Source organism: Amycolatopsis sp. CA-161197, assembly GCF_050942255.1.
Classification (GTDB): Bacteria; Actinomycetota; Actinomycetes; order Mycobacteriales; family Pseudonocardiaceae; genus Amycolatopsis.
In genome coordinates, this window is record NZ_CP192059.1 from 3,473,928 (window position 1) to 3,490,311 (window position 16,384).

Genomic DNA, 16,384 nt, shown 5'->3' on the forward strand with positions numbered 1-16,384 from the left:
GCCGGGGCCGCTTCGGTTACCGCGGTACCGCCCCGCCGAGGGTGGTGGCGGGGCGGCACCTGACCGGGCGCGGTGGTGGGGTCACCAATCGGCGCCGGACACCACCTCGACGGGCGGCGTGGTCTCGGCCCCGAGCGCGCACGCTAGAGCGGCGAGCTCGGCGGCCTCGCGGGGTTGAGCCGGCGGGTTCACCAGTCGGCCTTGCGGGCGGAGGAAATGAGGTTCGTCGTCACGGGACAGGCTCCTTTGCTCGATCGGCGGATGGGGCACGAGCGGGGAGAGGGGAAGTCTCGGTGTGGAAGGTGCGGGCGGTGCGGGGTCTCGGATGCTGAGGTCTCCGAAAGCGAGGTGTCGGAGAGGGTGCTCTCGGGATCAGCGGTTTCCCCGGGGACAGTGCGCAGGGTTCGGAACCAGCGTCTCCCCGGGGGAGAACTCGCGATCGGGAAGCTCGGAGCGGGAGGTGGAGACGGTGGCATGGCCGCGGCACGCGCCCGTCGGCCCTGCCCGCGGTCACCGGTCGGCCCCCTCGGCCGGCCGGGTCCGCCACGAGCAGCACCGCACGATCGGGTACCGCGCCCTGGCCCCGCGCGGCGGTGGACCGCCGTGTCGCCCCGGGGCCGAGAACGTCGGGCACTCCCGCGAGGAGTCCGTCGGCGGACCGCAGGCTGCGCAGGGTTGCCTCGGAAGGGGTCACGCGCACCCGTGCGGAGGACTCGGGAGCCCTCGGGTGAACGAAACCGGCGACCATGATCACGAAGCGTAGGGAGACGTCTGGCGGCGAACAACGCCATCGCGCGGCGGGATCATTGCGCGCGACGCAACGGTCGGGACATGCGTTGGCCGTGGGCGCGGGCGAGGCGCGCGAGGGTCTGCACGCTGTCGGCGACGGTGGAGCTGCGGTGGCGCGCCAGGAAGATCGTGCGGCCGGAGAACGACGGGTCGTCGATGGGGATGCGGGTGATGCGGGGGTGCTGGTGGTCGTTCATGCCCTCGGGCACCACCGACACGCCGATCCCCGCGCCGACCATGGATTCGACGACGAACAGGTCGTTGCCCTCCACCGTGATCCGCGGGACGAAGCCGGCCCGCGCGCACGCGTTCACCATGTGCGTGCGGCTGCTGGACCCCGGTTCCATCGCGACGAACGGCCGCTCGCTCACCTCCCGCAGCGACACACGCTCGCGCCCGGCGAGGGCGTCGCCGACCGGGACGGCCAGCAGCAGCGACTCGGTGAACAGCGGCTCCACCACGAGGTCCGTCTCGGTCGGTGCCACCGACGAGAAGCCGGCGTCGGCGTCTCCGCGCAGCAGCATCTCGACGACACCCGTGGCCGGGCTCTGCGTGCAGCGCAGGCGCAGCTCGGGGCGTTCGGCGAGCAGATCGGCCAGCACGCACGGCACGAACCCCAGCCCGAGCGAGTACGTGTGCGCGATGCGCAGGAGCCGGTGCGGCTCGCCGGCGTCCGCGAGCGCCGCGCCGACGGCGTCGGACCGCGCGCGCAGCACGGCGTGGGCCTCGCGCACCAGCACGTGTCCCGCCGGCAGCATGCGCACGCGGCGGCCGTCCTGCTCCACCAGCCGGATCTCCAGCTTCCGCTCCAGCGCGCGGATCCCGCGCTGGACCGTCGCCACGCTCACGCCGAGCTCCGCGGCGGTCTGCCCGAAGTGCTCGGTGTCGGCGAAACTCAGCAGCAGCTCCAGGTCCGCGAAAGTGACCTTGCCGGCGCGTCCGTCGTCCACCCGTCCGATTATCCGCCGAGGGCCGAGGTGACGGATGGCGCTGCGAATGTCACGTTTTCCGCCTGGTCGTGCGGGATGTCGTTCCACCAGTGGCGATGGAAGTGCCGGGCGATGTGGGAGACGGGTCCGAAAGTACCGGTGCCGCTGCCCCGATGGTCATTTCGGCGGCCCGATCCCGTTATCGTCAACCGGATGCGGGGGCTGGGGGCGGATTTCCGACGGCTGTGGTGGGCGTTCACCGCGAGCGAGACGGGCTCGGCGATCGGCTACGGCGCGATGCCCCTCGTGGCGGTGCTGATCCTGCACGCGTCCGCCGCCGAGGTGTCGCTGCTCGCCGCGATCCCCGGCCTCGCCGGCGCGCTGATCTCGCTGCCGATCGGCGGGTTCGTGGAGTTCCGGCGCAAGCGGCCGGTCATGATCACCGCCGACGTCGTGCGGTTCGCCGCCCTCGCGAGCGTGCCGGCGGCCATCGGGTTCAGCGTGGTGTCGCTGGCCCAGCTGTACGTGGTCGGGGTCGTGCAGACGGTCGCGCTCGTCGCCTTCACCGCTGCCAGCGGAGCGCACCTGCGCGCACTGGTCACCGTCCGCCAACGCGCCGAAGCCGCCAGCCGGTTCGAGGCCGCCAGCTGGACGGTGAACTCCGCCGGCCCACCCGTCGGCGGCGTGCTGGTCTCGCTGACCGGCCCGGCCGTCACGATGCTGATCGACGCCATCTCCTACCTCGCCTCCGCGCTCGGCGTGCGCTCACTCCGTGCCCCGGAGCCTCCGCCACCCGCGCGCACCACCCCGGCGCACGCCGGCCGCGACCTGCTCGACGGCTGGCGCTACGTGCTGCAGAGCCGCGAACTCGCGCTGCTGTTCGCCAACGCGCTGCTCTTCGGCTCCGCCGTACTGGCCATCTCGCCGCTCGAAACCGTGTTCATGCTCGACGACCTGGGTTTCGCCCCGTGGCAGTACGGACTCGTCATCGGCCTGCCCTGCCTCGGCGGCGTCCTGGGCGCCGCCCTCGCACCCCGCCTGGCCGCCCGCTTCGGCACGCGCCGGGTGCTGATCTGGGCCGGGATCGCCCGGACGCCATGGGTGCTGGCCATCCCGTTCGTCCCGCGTGGCCTCGGCGGCGTGCTCGCGTTCCTCGCGATCGACACCCTGCTGCTGCTCGCCGCCGGGGTGTTCAACCCGCTGTTCAGCGCCCACCGCATGACGTTGACGCGCGAGGACATGACGGCGCGCGTCCTCGCCGGCTGGTCCGCCGGCGGCCGCCTGGTCCGGCCGCTGTTCATCGTCGCCGCGGGCATCCTCGCGAGCGTCACCGACGTCCGCGTCGCGATCGCCGCCGCGGGTGTCCTTTGTGTTCTCAGCGTCCCGTTGCTCCTGGTCCCCGGAACCCGGGAAACCAGCGCCGAACCTGATTCGGTCACCCCCGCCACCGGCGGCTAGCGTGAGACCCATGGATCTCCCCGACGACCTGCGCGCTCTGCTCGAACAGCCGAGCCTCTGCTTCATCGCCACGACCATGCCCGACGGCTCGCCGCAGCTGACGCAGACGTGGGTGGACACCGACGGCAAGCACATCCTCGTCAACACGGTCGAGGGTTTCCGCAAGGTGCGCAACATCGCGCGCGACCCCCGCGTGGCGCTGAACATCGCCGACGCGACGCACCCGTTCCGCTACTTCACCGTCCGCGGCCGCGTCCTCGAGACGACCACCGAAGGCGCGGCCGAGCACATCGACAAGCTCGCCCACCGCTACACCGGCCGCCCCTACCCCTGGTACGGCGGCCGCGACCAGGTGCGGCTGATCCTGCGCATCGAGGCGGAGCACATCGGCTCGATGGGCTGACGCACCCACTCGGTGAGCCGTCGGCGAGAAACTAGGCTGCACGGCCCGGCGGCCTGACCTAGCCTCCCGGGCACGTTCGAGTACCACGGCTGGATCTCGCTGCGCTCCACCGCCGAAGCGGTCGACGACGAACCGCCCCTGCGCTTGCCCGAGATCCGGGCTGCGACCGACGAGCTCGCCGGCTACGCGCTGCTCGATCTCCAGCCGCTCAACGGGCAGTACTCCATCCACCTCGGGGGCAAACCGAACCATCGAGGTACGCACGGCCCCGGCAATCCTCGACCTGTTCAGGAAGGTTGGCCGGCTCGCCCCCGGTTCGTACGGGCTCCTCCACGTCCACGACGACGAGGATCCCCTCCACGCCGACGAGTTCCGCGTTTACCGGCTGGCTCGCGGGGTCCTCACCGAACACCGCGAGCCTCTCCACTCGCCGGTCATCACCACTCTCGAAGACTCGGACTAGGTGTGATGTCCAGGGAGGTTGGTCAGCCGGGTGATCGGTGGGTGGCCTCCGATGGCGCTGTGGGGTCGGTGGTGATTGTAGAAGTGGAGCCAGGCTGGTAGGGCGGCTCGACGGTCGGCTTCTGACTTGTAGAAGTGGGCGTAGGCCCAGCCGTCGGCCAGGGTGCGGTGGAATCTTTCGATCTTCCCGTTGGTTTGCGGGCGGTAGGGCCGTGTCCGCTTGTGGGTGAGGCCAAGAGCGGTGCAGGTGTCGCGCCACGCGAACGAGCGGTAGGCCGAGCCGTTGTCGGAGAGCACTCGCTCGGTGGTGACGCCGCGGTCGGCGAACCAGGTAACGGCCCGGTGCAGGACGCTGATGGCGGTCGCGGCGGTCTCGTCCGCGCAGATCTCGGCGTAGGCGACCCGGGAATGGTCGTCGATGACGGTGTGCAGGTAGGCGGTGCCGAGTTTGGGTCCGTGGTGCCTGTCGCGTTCTCCGGTGCGGTAAGCGGTCTGCGTGCGGTTGCGCTTGCCCTGCCGTTTGCCGACGTAACGCCAGCCGCCGCCGTCGGGAATGTTGCCGAACTTGGTCACGTCGACGTGGATCAGTGAGCCGGGGCGGTCGTGCTCATAGCGACGCAACGGTTCTCCGGTGACCCGGTCGATGCGGGCAAGCCGGTTGATCCGGCACCGGGTCAGAACCGCATGCACGGTGGAAGCGGGCATACCCAGCCGGCCACCGATCTGCACGGGCCCCAACCGCTGCCGCCACCGCAACCCTACGATCCGGCGCACGAGCTGCTCAGGTGTTGCAGCCGGGCTGCGGTGTGGCCGGGAGCTGCGGTCGGCCATACCCGCCCGACCCTCAGCGCGATACCGCGCGGCCCACTTGCCGCCCGTGCGCGGCGCGACCATGAACATTCTCGCCGCAGTAGTCGCGGTCCAGCCCTCTTCGACAATCAACCGAGCAAGACGCAACCGGGCCCGCGGGGTCAACGCAGCATTAGGGTGGGACACGAAGGCCTCCCGTTGGTGAAGCGGTTCCTCAACAGCTCCACTTCACAACCGGAGGCCTTCGCCTGTCTGCACGACAGGCCGACCTCACCTCAACCGAGAACAACGTCCCCGGACATCACAACTAGAACAGCCGCACCGGCAGCGACTCGTGCCCGTTGGTGATGAACGAGGCCACCGGGCGCAGGTCTTCGGGGGGCACGGCCAGCGCCAGCTCCGGGAACCGGGCGAACAGCGCGGGCAGCGCGATCTCGGCCTCCATCCGGGCCAGCGGGGCGCCCAGGCAGTAGTGCACGCCGTGGCCGAACGCCAGTGACGACTTGTTCTCCCGCCTCACGTCGAAAATCGCGGCATCGGGGCCGTGACACGCCTCGTCGCGGCCGGATGGGCCGAACGACGCCAAGATCGGGTCGCCGGCGTGGATGGTGGTGCCGGCGACGTCGAGCTCGGCCAGGGCGTAGCGCAGCGGCAGGTGGGAGACGGGCGACTGCCAGCGCAGGGTTTCGTCGATCACGTCGGGCCAGCCGCGGTCGCCGTCGAGCACGAGGCGCAGCTGCGCGGGGTGGGTGAGCAGCGCGGTCACGGACTGGTCGAGGAGGTTGACCGTGGTCTCGTGCCCGGCCGTGATCACGAGCATCAGCGAGTCGAGCAGTTCCGCGTCGGTCAGGGCGGAGCCGTCGTCGTCGCGGGCGGAGATGAGGACGGTGGCCAGGTCGTCGCCGGGTTCGGTGCGGCGCGCCTCCACGAGGTCGCCCAGCAGCTCGTAAAGCCGCGTGACGTTGGCCGTCGCCTCCTCCGCCGTGGCCGACGTCGCGAACAGTCCCGCCACGCCCTCGCGCAACCCCGGCCGTGACTCCTCCGGCACGCCCACGAGCCGGCAGATCACCTCGATCGGCAGCGAGTAGCGGTAGTTCTCGCGCAGGTCGGTGTGCGCGGGCCCGGCGGCGAGGTCGTCGAGCAGGGCCTCGGTGAGGTCTTCGATCCGTGGGCGCATGCTCTCGATGCGCCGCGGCGTGAAGGCCTGCGACACCAGCGAACGCAGCCGGCGGTGCTCGCTGCCGTACGCGGTGAACATGTTCTGCACGGACACCCAGATGTGCAGCGGCCAGTCTTCGGGGATCTCGCCGGCGCGGTAGGCGGGCCAGTGCCGCCGCGGGTCCTTGGACACGCGCGGGTCGGTGAGCAGCTGTTTCAACACCGCGGGGCTCGTGACCGCCCACGCCCGCACGCCGCCCGGCAGCTCGACCGGCGTCAGCGGCCCGCGTTCGCGCAGCCGCGCGCCTTCGCCGTGCACGTCGCGCGCGGCGGGGTCGAGCGGGAAGGGGGTCGCGGTGTGGTCCATCGGCGGGCGCTCCTCGCTGGCCGGTGTGTCCACAGAGGACGGTTGTCCTCGCCGGGCACCGGTCCCGGGAACCGTAGCGCGCGCCCGGCCCGGACCGGGCCCCGGGAAGGGGTGCGGATGATCATTCCGGGTGAAGCGCGGCAAGAGGGGTTGACCCGGCCGTGAACGCGGAAAGGGCGCCATCCCGGCCCACCCGGATGGCGCCCCGCCCTGGAATTTCCGCTCAGCCGTCGGAACGGCGGCGGTGCAGCGAGAACTTCTCGAACACCGACAGCTCGCCGTGCGGCTTGTTCACGTTGTAGTAGGTCACGTGCATGGTCGTCGTGTCGCCGCGGTGGCGGCCCGGGTCCACGGTGAAGGACGCGAAGCCGTACGGGTGCTCCTCGTCGCGGACCGCGCTCCACACGGCCTGCTCCTTCACGTAGGTCGACACGCGCTTGCCCGTGCCCGGGTCGGCCTTCGCGGAGACGGCGGTGATGACCTTGCCCGTGCCGTCCTTGAAGAAGCTGCCGTTGGTCGTGCCGGAGACCCCGCCGCCGCCGAGGATCATGTGCACGGTGCCGTGCGAGGCGTCGATGTTGTCGGTCGCGCTCGACACCGGGTTCGGCGTGAGCGTCTCGCTGCCGGACACCACGCCGTGCACGGCCAGCGAGCGCTCGTAGTCGTGCTCGTGGCCGCACAGCACCAGGTCCACGCCGTACTGGTCGAACAGCGGCCCGTACTTCTCGCGCAGGCCGAGGTCGGCGCCGTTGGCGTCCGAGGTGCTGATCATGACCTGGTGCATCGCGACGACGATCCAGTCGATGTCGTTCGACGCGCGGGCCGCGGCCAGCTCCTTCTTCAGCCACGCGAGCTGGCGGCCGCCGGAGTAGCCGTTGATGTAGACGTCGCCGCCGTCCTGCAGGGCGTTGTCGTCGTTCTGCAGCACGATCACGCGCACCGAGCCGACGGTGAAGCCGTACCAGAGGCCGGCCAGCTCACGGTCGGTCTCGGTCGAGGGCAGCTGGAAGTAGGCCTGGTACGCGCCGAGGCCGATCTCGCCGTTGAGCTTCTCGATCTCGTGGTTGCCCGCGGCGGGCATCCACGGCCGGTAGCGCGCGGAGCGGGTGTTGTTGGTGAAGAAGTTGTTCCACGTGCGCACGCGGTCCACGTCGAGGTTCGCGTAGCACAGGTCGCCGTTGAGCAGGTGGAACAGCGGCGCGACCGTCTCGATGCCGGTGACGATGTCCTTCGTCGCCGGCGTGGAGTTCGCGTCGAGGCCCACGGCACCCGCGGCGTTCCAGGTGACCTGCGGCGCCGACTGGTCGCCGAAGCTCGTGAACGTGAAGGCCGAGCGGCCGCTCGGGGCGGTGCGGAAGGTGGCCGCGTCGGGCGTCGCGCCGTCGTGCTGCGCGGCGTAGATGTACTCGGTGCCGGGACGCAGCCGGTCGAGCATCGCGTGGTGTACCCACACGGTGCGGCCGGACGTGCCGTCGACGTACGTGCGCGTGTCGGCCTGCGCCACGGCGCCGAAGCCACCGTCGAGCGTCCCGTACAGCACGCGCGGCTTGCGCACGGAGGCCTCGGTGATCCACGAGACCACCATCTGGCGCGCGGGGTCGCGGCCGAACGTGAGGTGCAGGCCCTGCACCGGCGTGGTGCCGGACCCGACCTGCGGCACGAACGCGGCGCTCTGCGGCGCGGCGGCGGCCACCCCGGTGCCCAGCAGGGGCACGGCGGCGCCCGCGCCCAGCAGGCCCAGAGCCCCTCTGCGGCTGACGGTGTGTTTGCTGGTCTCGGACATGACCCTCCTCGGCTTCGGCCAGCAGAACCTAGGCGTGCCGCCCGACGCGGCGATGAACGAGACCTGTCAGCCGCGTGAAGTGTCCGAAGCGCGGGTGTCCGTGCTGGGCCGGACGGTCCAATCAGGACACCCGCGCACCGGAACTTTCGGGCATAGGCGGCGAACCGCGTCAGCGGCTCGCGAGGAACCGGTCGTACGCGGCGAGCACGTCCTCGGTGTCCAAAGCCGGGCCGTCCGGGTCCTTGGCGTCGTCGTCCCAGCGGCGGACGAGCACGGCCTCCTCGGCGTTCGGGTGGGACGCGAACTCGGTGACCTCCTCGGGGGTCATCGGGCCGCCCTGGACCTTGAGCGACGCGACGGACGCGGGGGAGAGGTGGTCGTGGTACTCGGCGTCGGTGGCGACGAGGTAGCGCTTGGCCGGCACGTGCTGCGCGATGATCCACGCGGCGCGCTCGCCGAGGTGGCGGCGGGCGAACTCGGCGCCGGACAGCTCGTGCGGCAGGCCCGGCCACTCCTCGCGGACGGCGCGGGCGCGGCCGATGTCGTGCAGCGTCGCGGCGAGCACGAGCTCGTCGTCCCCGCCGTGCTGCGCGGCGAACCAGCCGGCCTGCAGGGCGTGGGTGCGCTGGTCCACCGCCTCGCCGCCGTACGGCAGGCCGGCGAGCCCGTCGACGAGCCCGGCCAGCGCTTCTCGGGTGAGGGTCACGGCTTCTCCTTCAGGGTGCTCGCGAGCTCTTCCGCGAGCTCGCGGGTGGCGGCGACGACACCGGACCAGCGGCGCGTCAGATCGGGGTCGATCTCCAGCGGACGGCCGTTGACGTCGAGCACGGCGCCGCCGGCGGCGGGGACCATGACCATCGCCGCGGCGAGGTCCATGATCCGGTGGGTGTCGGAGCCCGCGTCGGCGAACGCGTCGGTGGAGCCCTCGGCGACCAGGGCCGCCTCCAGACAGCTGGTGGACAGAATCCGCACGCGCGCGGCGCGTTTGGCCACCCGCCACCACGCGTCGTCGTCGGAGCCGTGCGGGCGCAGCAGGCTCACGGCCGCGCCGTCGAGCTCGCGGCGGCCGGTGGTGCGGTACGGCGTGGGCTGCCCGGCGACGGCGTGCCAGCAGCGGCCGGTGTCGAGCCAGCAGGTCAGGGCCTCGGTCGCGACCCCGTCCACGGCCACGACCCCGGCGAACGCCGAGAGCGGCACGCCGGCGGCCGCGTTGGCGGTGCCGTCGACCGGGTCGACCACGAGCGTCACCGACGAACCGTGGTCGATCACGCCGATCTCTTCGCTCAGCAGGTTCACGCGGTGCTTGTCCACGACCTCGGCGACGGCGGTGTCGACGAGGATGTCCAGCCGCATCGTCGGTGTGCCGTCGGCGCCGATCTGCACCTTTTCGGCCAGTTCCGCGCGGGTGTGCTTCGCGCGGGCCGCGGCGAACGCGGCGACGGCCGCGCGCGTGGCGTCGGCGAGCGCGGGGTGGGTGCCCTCGGGGATCACGGGCTCGGGCACGGGCCAGCCGATGAAGCTCATGCGGCACTCACCAGGGTGGTGTGGACGACCGGCCACCGCGGGCCCGCCGCGATGAGGGCGAGGTCGGCGCGCCGGCCGGGTTCGAGCCGGCCGCGGTCGTCGAGCCCCGCGACGGCCGCGGGACCGCTCGTGACGAGCCCGATGGCTTCGGGCAGCGACACCAGGTCGTCTTCGACGAGCGCGAACGCCGCCGCGAGCAGCCCTGAAGGCAGGTAGTCCGAAGCCAGCGCCGTGACCAGGCCCAGCGCCACGAGGTCCCGCCCGGAGGCGTTGCCGTTGTGAGAACCACCGCGCAGCACGTTCGGCGCGCCCATCACCACGGGCAGCCCGCGGTCGCGCGCCTCCTGCGCCGCCTCGACCGTGGTCGGGAACTCGGCGACGGACCCGCCGCGGTCCACCAGCTCGCCGATCTCCTTCGCCGACGCGGGATCGTGGCCCAGCAGCCGGATCCGGCCCGCGCGGGCCTGCTCGCCCAGCCACGCCATCGCGTCCTCGCGCACGCCGAGCCGACCGTCGCGCTCGGTGATCAGGTTGGTCACGTGGTCGGCCGCTTCCTGCTGCGACAGCCCGCGCACGCCCATGAGGTACCGCTCGTAGTAGCTGCGGTCGGCGTACTGGCCCTGACCCGGCGTGTGGTCTTCGTGCGACACGAGCGGCGCGACGCCGGTGTCCGGGGCCACCGCGATCCGCTCTTGCAACGCCTGCAGGCCTTCGGGGGAGCGGACGTCGAGCCGGTACAGGATCCGGTGGTCGACCAGGCTCGCCGAGCGCTCGTCCACCGCGTGGCACACGTCGTGCGCGCGCTCGACGGTGCGGGCCAGCCCGCGGCCGTGGCTCTGCTCGAACCCGGCCCCGTGGAACGCGGTCGTCACGGCCGCCGCGCGCAGCTTGCCCTCGAAGGACAGCAACGCGAACTCCATCGGCAGCTCGGCGCCGGGCCGCGGCAACCGCTCCTTCTCCAGGCCGTCGCTGTGCACGTCGACGAGACCGGGGATGCACAGCAGCCCCTGACCGTCCACATCGGCCTCGACGCCGGGCGCGTGCGGCTCCACGGCGGCGACCACGCCGTCGCGCACAGCCACCAGTGCGTCGTCGAGCACCCGGTCTGCCAGTACCGCGCGCACGTGCCCGAGCACGTAGCTCGCCGGTGGCGCGCCGAGCGTCCACTGGTCCATTCTGGACTCGAAAACCGGTGTCGTCATGCCACTTCCTCCAGGATTTCATCGGGCGCGCCGTCGCGAGCGATGCGGCCGTCGCTCATCAGCACGACGCGGGAAGCCAGGCGCCGCATGGCGTCGAGGTCGTGGAACACCGCCAGCACGGCCACGCCCTGCGCGGTGAGCGAGGCGATGAGCTCCAGGGCGGACTCGCGGTTGGCCGGGTCCAACGCCGACACCGGCTCGTCGAGCAGCAGCAGCCGCGGCGGGCGGACCGTGCCCGCCGCGAGGTTCACGCGCTGGCGTTCGCCGCCCGAGAGCACCGAGCAGTCGATGTCCCACAGCGCCTCGTCGAGGTTGAGCCGCTTCAGCGCTTCGGCCGCGGCTTCCCGCGCCTCGGCGCGGTCCACACCCCGGCGCCGGGCCGTCGCGGCCACGACCTCGAGCGGCCCGGTGCGCGGGGGCGCGGCCAGGAACTGGGACACGTACCCGAATTCGCGGCCGCGCACCCGCGCCATCGCCCGGTCGGGCAGCTCCGTCAGCTCGAGCTCGGTGCCGTCGGCGGTGCGCAGCCCGACCGAACCGGAGTCGGGCAGGTAGGTGCGGTTCACGCAGCGCAGCAGCGACGACTTGCCGGCGCCGCTGGGCCCGGCGAGCGCCACGTGCTCGCCGGCACGCACGTCGAGGTCGACGCCGTGCAGCGAGTGCACGGTGCGGCCGTCGATCGTGTGCAGCGTGAACGACTTGCGCAGGCCGCGCAGGGACAGGACGGGGGACACGGGGGTCACCTCCGGGCCGCGGCGACGAGCCGCTGGGTGTAGGGGTGGTGGGGGTCGTGGAAGAGCTGGTCGGTCAGGCCGCGCTCGACCACGCGGCCGAGTTGCATCACGATCGTGCGGTCGGTGAGCGCGTCGATCACGGAGAAGTCGTGGCTCACCACCACGGCCGCGATGTCGCGTTCGGACAGCAGGCCGCGCAGCAGGTCGAGCACACCCGCGGCCACCGACGCGTCGAGCCCGGTGGTCGGCTCGTCGAGCAGCACCACCGGCGGTTCGGTGGCCAGGGCCTTGGCGATCTGCACGCGCTGGCGCATGCCGCCGGAGAACGTGCCCACCGGATCGTCCATTCGCGACAGCGGCACCTCGACGCGGTCGAGCAGCTCGGCCGCGCGGCGGCGGATGTCGTGGTAGCCGCGCCAGCCCGCCGCCGTGAGGCGCTCGGCGATGTTGCCGCCCGCGCTCACGCGCAGGTCGAGCCCGTCGGCCGGGTTCTGGTGCACCACGGCCATCGAGTCCACGCGCAGGCCGCGCCGCTGCGCGTCCGGCAGGGTCAGCAGGTCGGTGCGGCCACCGTCCACAGTGGCCAGCCGCACCTCGCCGGCGGTGGCGCGCTCGTCGCCGATCACGCACGCCAGCACGGTCGACTTGCCCGAGCCCGACTCGCCGATCACGCCCAGCGCCTCGCCCGGCGCGACGTCGAAGGACACGTCCCAGGCCGCCACGATCGCGCCCGTCGCGGGGCTGACCGCGGTGCCGTGCTCCGGGCCGGTGCCGGGCACGGCGTCCGCGCCGCCCGCGCCGTGCACCTTGCCGATGCCGGTGACCTTCAGCGCCCACTCGGGTGCGTCCGCGGCGATCTCGCGCCGCGGCATCTCGCGGTGTTCCGCCGTCACGGCGGCACGGGCGCGTCGGCTCGGATCGGGCAGCAGGCTCAGCGGTGCGCGGTGGTAGTGGGCGCTCACGTCGGCGTCGCCGGCGCGCACCCGGGCGCACCATTCGGTGTCGCTGCAGGCGTAGTCGCCCTTGGTGCCCGCCGCGACGAGGAACGAATCGTCGCGGCCGCACAGCTTGCACACCGCGCCGGGCGTGTACTCGACCTCGAACGGCACGTCGTCGAACGTCAGCGGGGTCACGTCGGTGTTCGGCGGCACGGCGTAGATGCGCTTCTCGCGGCCCGCGCCGAAGAGGTTCAGGTGCGGCGACTGGTGCAGCCGAGGCACGTCCCAGCGCGGGATCGGCGTCGTGGCCATCACGTACCGGCCGCCGACGAGCACGGGGTAGCCGGTGGTGCGGGTGATCATGCCGTTGCGGACGATGTCCTCGTACAGGCTCACCCACATCGCCGAGTAGTCGCCCTCGGCGTGCATCCGGCCGCACTCGGCCATGGACTTCTCCACACCGCGCAAGGGCTCCGGCACCGGAACCTGGTACACGAGCACGTCGCCCTCCGACAACGCCTCCTCGGGCACGCGGTGTCGCGTTTGGACGATCGTCGCCTCGCGCGTGTCGGCCGTCTCCGTCGCGCCCGTGGTGGCGGCGATCATCCGGCGCAGGTTGGTGGCGTTGACACCGGCGTCGTCACCCTGGTCGATCACCTTCACCGTGTCGGCCGTGCCGACGACGGCGAGCGTCACCTGCAGGCCGCCCGAGCCCCAGCCACGGGCCACCGGCATCTCGCGCGAGCCGAAGGGCACCTGGTAGCCGGGCACGCACACCGCGGTGAGCGCGGCGCGGCGGACCTCGCGCTTGCCGCCCTCGTCGAGGATGCCCGCCGGTTCGGCGACGGCTTCCAGGTCGGTGAGCAGTTGTTCGGTCGTGCTCATCAGCATTCTCCTCCGAAGGGCTCGGACTGCCGGGGCGCCGGTCCTTCACCGGCGGCGGCCGCGGCCTGCAGAGCCCGCTTGCGTTCCACCATCGAGCGGAACGTGACGTAGTGCGGGAGCTTGAGGTGCTCCAGGAAACCGCCGGAGTCGAGCCCGTCGGTGGTCAGCAGCAGCAACTGTTCCAGCGGGCCGGACTTGCCGAAGCGGCGGTTGGCGATGTCGAGGTTCGCCATCGCGATGGCCTTGCGCTCGTTGTGGCCGAAGCACAGGCCGTAACCCACGTCGAAGCGGCTGCGTTCCTCCTCGGCGCCGTTGAGGTCCTCGATGGCCTCGGCCTCGGTCACGCGGAAGTTCCCGACGGACACGGGGTTTCTGGTGTGCGGGTGCTTCACGCGCAGCGGCAGCCGGCCGTGGCGGACCTCGCCCAGCGTGACTTCGTGGAGGTTGCCGTCGGGGCCGAGGATCGAGCGGTACCACAGCGACACCAGCGCGCCGGTCTCCGCGCGCGCCATGGCGGCCAGCGCGGCCGAGCGCGGGGCCGGCGGGCGGGCGGGCTTGCGCGTGAGGTCGAACGGCTCGGCGTCCTCGGCCTCACCACGGTGGTCCACGGCGAGGTCGAGCTCGCGCAGCAGGTCGAGGAATCGCCGCGGCCGGCGCTGCTCGTCGGTGCGCGGCTTCGGAGTGCCGGCCACGTGCTCGTCGGCCCCGGGCTGCCCGGCCGGCTTCTCCAGCAGGCGCCCGGTGTAGTCGGTGGTGCGGCCCAGCAGCTGCGGGCCGTCCGGCTCGCGGAACGCCGGCACGATGCGGCGCAGGATCAGCATGTCGTCCGGGTCCACCGGCTCGCCCACGGCCAACCGCGGCAACGTGGAGCGGTAGGCGCGCAGCAGGTGTGACGCCTCCAGCGGGTCGCCTTCGGCCTGGCGGAACGCCGCGGCGGCGGTGTCCTCGTCGAACAGGCCGGCCTCGCCCATCACGCGGTCGACCGCGAGCCGGAACCGCGCGACGATCTGCTCCGTGTCGGCCCACGCCACCGGCGCGTGGTCACGGGCGCGGCGCACCAGGTCTTCGGCCGCGAGGATGGCTTCGAGCCCGCCCCGGGCTCCCGAGTACCCCATCAGTCCTCCTCGATGATCGTGGTGGTGCGCGGCAGGCCGACGACGCGGCCGTCGTCCGTCACCAGCAGCACGTCGATCCCCGCCGGGTAGCCGGCCACGGCTTCGGCGCGCGCGGCGACGAAGCCCTCGGGCAGGCCGCGCGGGGCCAGGGTCAGTTCGCCGGGCACGCCCGGTCCGGAGATCCGCCAGCGGCTGTCACCACCGTCCACATCGGACACCGCGAGGGCGGCCAGTGCGGCGTCCTCCGGGGCCGGGGCGGTGCCGCGGCACAGGCGCGTGATCTCATCTGCGGTCACCGGGCGCACGGCGGCGACCAGCCGGGCGAGCTCGAGCGGCCGCATCGGCGCGGACGTCGCCAGCGCGACGGCGTCGGCCCACTTCGTGCTTTCTTCGAGCACGCAGACGCCGGTGCCGAGGTCGGCCAGCGCGAGGACCGGCAGCACCGCGGGATCCGTGCGGTGCACCAGATCCTGCGGAAGATCCTGCGGCGCGCCTGGCCGGGAAAGCGCTTCCAGCACGGTGCGGAACACCTGCTGCGACTCCGCGGGGCGCAGGACCGCGGCGGGTGCGGTGGCGGTGGACGTCATGGCGATCACGTCAGCTCCTCGAACTCGACGACGGTCGGGGCCAGCTCGGCCCATTCGCGTTCTTCCCGCTCGACGAGACGGCGGGCGACCTCCCGGCACAGCTCGTCCACTTCGGCCGCACGGGCCCGGCCGGCTTCGACCTCGGCGTCGAGCACCGCGGCGGCGAGCACGGCCGCGCGGTCGTCGCCGAGGCGCATGGCCCAGCCGCGGTGGCCGGCGAGCTCCACCTCGGCACGGCACGCGAGCACGTCGCCGAGCAGGAACCGTTCACCCGCCACGGGTTCCCGCACCTGTGTCTGCACGGTGCCGACCTCCGGTGCGAGCAGCACGCGCACGTCGGCGCCGTCGGCGAGGCAGGCGTCGGCGAGCGCCCGCAGTTCGCCGGGTTCGGCTTCGGCCAGCAGGCCGCAGCGCTCCTCCCGGCCCAAGGGGTCAGTCACCCTGTTCTCCTTCACGTTTCGGGGGGAAGGCGGGGTCTTCCAGCTCCACCACGACGCGGACGGCGTCCATGCGCGTCCACGCGGTGCTGGTCATGAGGACCCGGCCGGATTCGGCGTCCCGGTTGACGCTTTCGATGCACCACACCGGGACCCTGGCTTCGATCTGCAGGCCGCGCAGCACCTCGGCGGGCGGGATGTCCACACTCGCCCGGAACCACGCGCGCACCGGCTGCACGCCGCCCAGCTGCCGCAGCACCAGGTCCACCGACTCCACGCTGTGCAGCGCGAGGTCGAGGTTCGGGGCCACGTCGACCGGGATCAGCTCCTCGGTCCAGGAGGCGAGCAGGTCGTCGATGTAGAAGTGGCGGATCACCCGGTGCACGGGCGAGCCCAGCGGCCGTTCCAGCTTCCGGGCCGCCGCCTCGCAGGCCTCGACGCGCTCCACGTCCTTGATCTGAGACCGGGGCGTGGCTCCGGCCGCGGCCACCGTGGCGTGCCAGGAGGGCGGCCGGCTGTGCGAGATCACGTAGTCGATCCGCCGGCTCACGAACGTGCCGGCGCCCTGCACGCGGCGCACGAGCAGCCGCCGTTCCAGCTCCTGCAGGGCCGAGCGGGCGGCCGCCCGGCCGACCCCGAAGCGGGTGGCGAGCTCCGGCTCGCTCGCCACCCGCGTCCCGGGTGCGTAGGCCACCAGCTCGGCGGCCAGCTGGTCGGCGATGTCGAGGTACCTCGTCGAGGTCATGTCACCCACAGTGCTCGCCGGGCTTGTCCGGACAACTGCGCCGTGGCCAACGCCCGCA

At 72.6% G+C, this 16,384-nt stretch carries 16 protein-coding genes and 1 pseudogene; 4 read left to right on the forward strand and 13 right to left on the reverse strand.

Translation table 11 applies throughout. From position 1 onward, the window contains the following. Positions 1–803: 803 nt before the first annotated feature. Positions 804–1,739, reverse strand: coding sequence for a LysR family transcriptional regulator (locus ACQPXB_RS16580; protein WP_366585507.1), 936 nt, complete (start codon positions 1,737–1,739; stop codon positions 804–806). 192 nt (positions 1,740–1,931) lie between these two features. Here ACQPXB_RS16580 and ACQPXB_RS16585 point away from each other — a divergent pair, with 192 nt between their 5' ends. The 4 genes and pseudogenes from ACQPXB_RS16585 (at position 1,932) to ACQPXB_RS16600 (ending at position 4,042) form a co-directional block, all read left to right on the forward strand. Beyond that, a complete protein-coding gene (locus ACQPXB_RS16585; protein WP_432852953.1) occupies positions 1,932–3,176 on the forward strand; it encodes an MFS transporter in 1,245 nt (414 codons plus the stop codon). A gap of 10 nt (positions 3,177–3,186) precedes the next feature. Next, positions 3,187–3,579, forward strand: a complete 393-nt coding sequence (locus tag ACQPXB_RS16590; RefSeq protein WP_432852956.1) for a PPOX class F420-dependent oxidoreductase — start codon at positions 3,187–3,189, stop codon at positions 3,577–3,579. A gap of 99 nt (positions 3,580–3,678) precedes the next feature. Then, positions 3,679–3,777, forward strand: a pseudogene (locus tag ACQPXB_RS16595) (immunity 7 family protein); the annotation flags it as partial. An 85-nt stretch (positions 3,778–3,862) separates the two neighbouring features. Continuing rightward, positions 3,863–4,042: an Imm7 family immunity protein gene (locus ACQPXB_RS16600; protein WP_432856672.1), complete on the forward strand. Its 180-nt coding sequence runs from the start codon at positions 3,863–3,865 to the stop codon at positions 4,040–4,042. On the opposite strand, the gene ACQPXB_RS16605 is transcribed toward ACQPXB_RS16600, so the two are convergent. The 12 genes from ACQPXB_RS16605 to ACQPXB_RS16660 form a co-directional block, all read right to left on the reverse strand. Continuing rightward, complete coding sequence (locus tag ACQPXB_RS16605; protein WP_432852959.1) at positions 4,039–5,037, reverse strand: IS481 family transposase; 999 nt, start codon at positions 5,035–5,037, stop codon at positions 4,039–4,041. The two genes, ACQPXB_RS16600 and ACQPXB_RS16605, sit on opposite strands and share 4 nt — an antisense overlap. Before the next feature lie 121 nt (positions 5,038–5,158). After that, positions 5,159–6,376 carry a cytochrome P450 family protein gene (locus tag ACQPXB_RS16610; RefSeq protein ID WP_432852962.1) on the reverse strand — a complete coding sequence of 406 codons (1,218 nt, stop codon included), beginning with the start codon at positions 6,374–6,376 and terminating at the stop codon, positions 5,159–5,161. Positions 6,377–6,599: 223 nt separating this feature from the next. Beyond that, positions 6,600–8,159, reverse strand: a complete 1,560-nt coding sequence (locus ACQPXB_RS16615) for a purple acid phosphatase family protein (protein WP_432852965.1) — start codon at positions 8,157–8,159, stop codon at positions 6,600–6,602. A gap of 169 nt (positions 8,160–8,328) precedes the next feature. Continuing rightward, positions 8,329–8,865, reverse strand: coding sequence for an HD domain-containing protein (locus tag ACQPXB_RS16620; RefSeq protein WP_432852968.1), 537 nt, complete (start codon positions 8,863–8,865; stop codon positions 8,329–8,331). Next, the gene (locus ACQPXB_RS16625) at positions 8,862–9,683 is read right to left on the reverse strand and encodes an inositol monophosphatase family protein (RefSeq protein ID WP_366587819.1); all 822 of its coding nucleotides are present in this window, start codon (positions 9,681–9,683) and stop codon (positions 8,862–8,864) included. Before ACQPXB_RS16625 ends, ACQPXB_RS16620 begins: the two co-directional genes overlap by 4 nt. Continuing rightward, the gene (locus ACQPXB_RS16630; protein WP_432852971.1) at positions 9,680–10,885 is read right to left on the reverse strand and encodes an alpha-D-ribose 1-methylphosphonate 5-triphosphate diphosphatase; all 1,206 of its coding nucleotides are present in this window, start codon (positions 10,883–10,885) and stop codon (positions 9,680–9,682) included. The genes ACQPXB_RS16625 and ACQPXB_RS16630 overlap by 4 nt, the downstream gene beginning before the upstream one ends. Beyond that, positions 10,882–11,619, reverse strand: a complete 738-nt coding sequence (locus ACQPXB_RS16635) for an ATP-binding cassette domain-containing protein (RefSeq protein ID WP_432852974.1) — start codon at positions 11,617–11,619, stop codon at positions 10,882–10,884. The genes ACQPXB_RS16630 and ACQPXB_RS16635 overlap by 4 nt, the downstream gene beginning before the upstream one ends. A gap of 5 nt (positions 11,620–11,624) precedes the next feature. Beyond that, positions 11,625–13,442: an alpha-D-ribose 1-methylphosphonate 5-phosphate C-P-lyase PhnJ gene (locus ACQPXB_RS16640; protein WP_432852977.1), complete on the reverse strand. Its 1,818-nt coding sequence runs from the start codon at positions 13,440–13,442 to the stop codon at positions 11,625–11,627. Continuing rightward, positions 13,442–14,557, reverse strand: a complete 1,116-nt coding sequence (locus ACQPXB_RS16645; RefSeq protein WP_432852980.1) for a carbon-phosphorus lyase complex subunit PhnI — start codon at positions 14,555–14,557, stop codon at positions 13,442–13,444. Before ACQPXB_RS16645 ends, ACQPXB_RS16640 begins: the two co-directional genes overlap by 1 nt. After that, on the reverse strand, positions 14,557–15,144 hold the full coding sequence (phnH, locus tag ACQPXB_RS16650) for a phosphonate C-P lyase system protein PhnH (protein WP_432856675.1): 588 nt from the start codon (positions 15,142–15,144) through the stop codon (positions 14,557–14,559). The genes ACQPXB_RS16645 and phnH overlap by 1 nt, the downstream gene beginning before the upstream one ends. A gap of 5 nt (positions 15,145–15,149) precedes the next feature. After that, positions 15,150–15,584 (reverse strand): phosphonate C-P lyase system protein PhnG, encoded by a 435-nt coding sequence (locus ACQPXB_RS16655; protein WP_366587832.1) that lies wholly within the window; start codon positions 15,582–15,584, stop codon positions 15,150–15,152. Continuing rightward, positions 15,577–16,326 (reverse strand): GntR family transcriptional regulator, encoded by a 750-nt coding sequence (locus ACQPXB_RS16660; RefSeq protein ID WP_366587835.1) that lies wholly within the window; start codon positions 16,324–16,326, stop codon positions 15,577–15,579. Before ACQPXB_RS16660 ends, ACQPXB_RS16655 begins: the two co-directional genes overlap by 8 nt. Positions 16,327–16,384 lie beyond the last annotated feature (58 nt).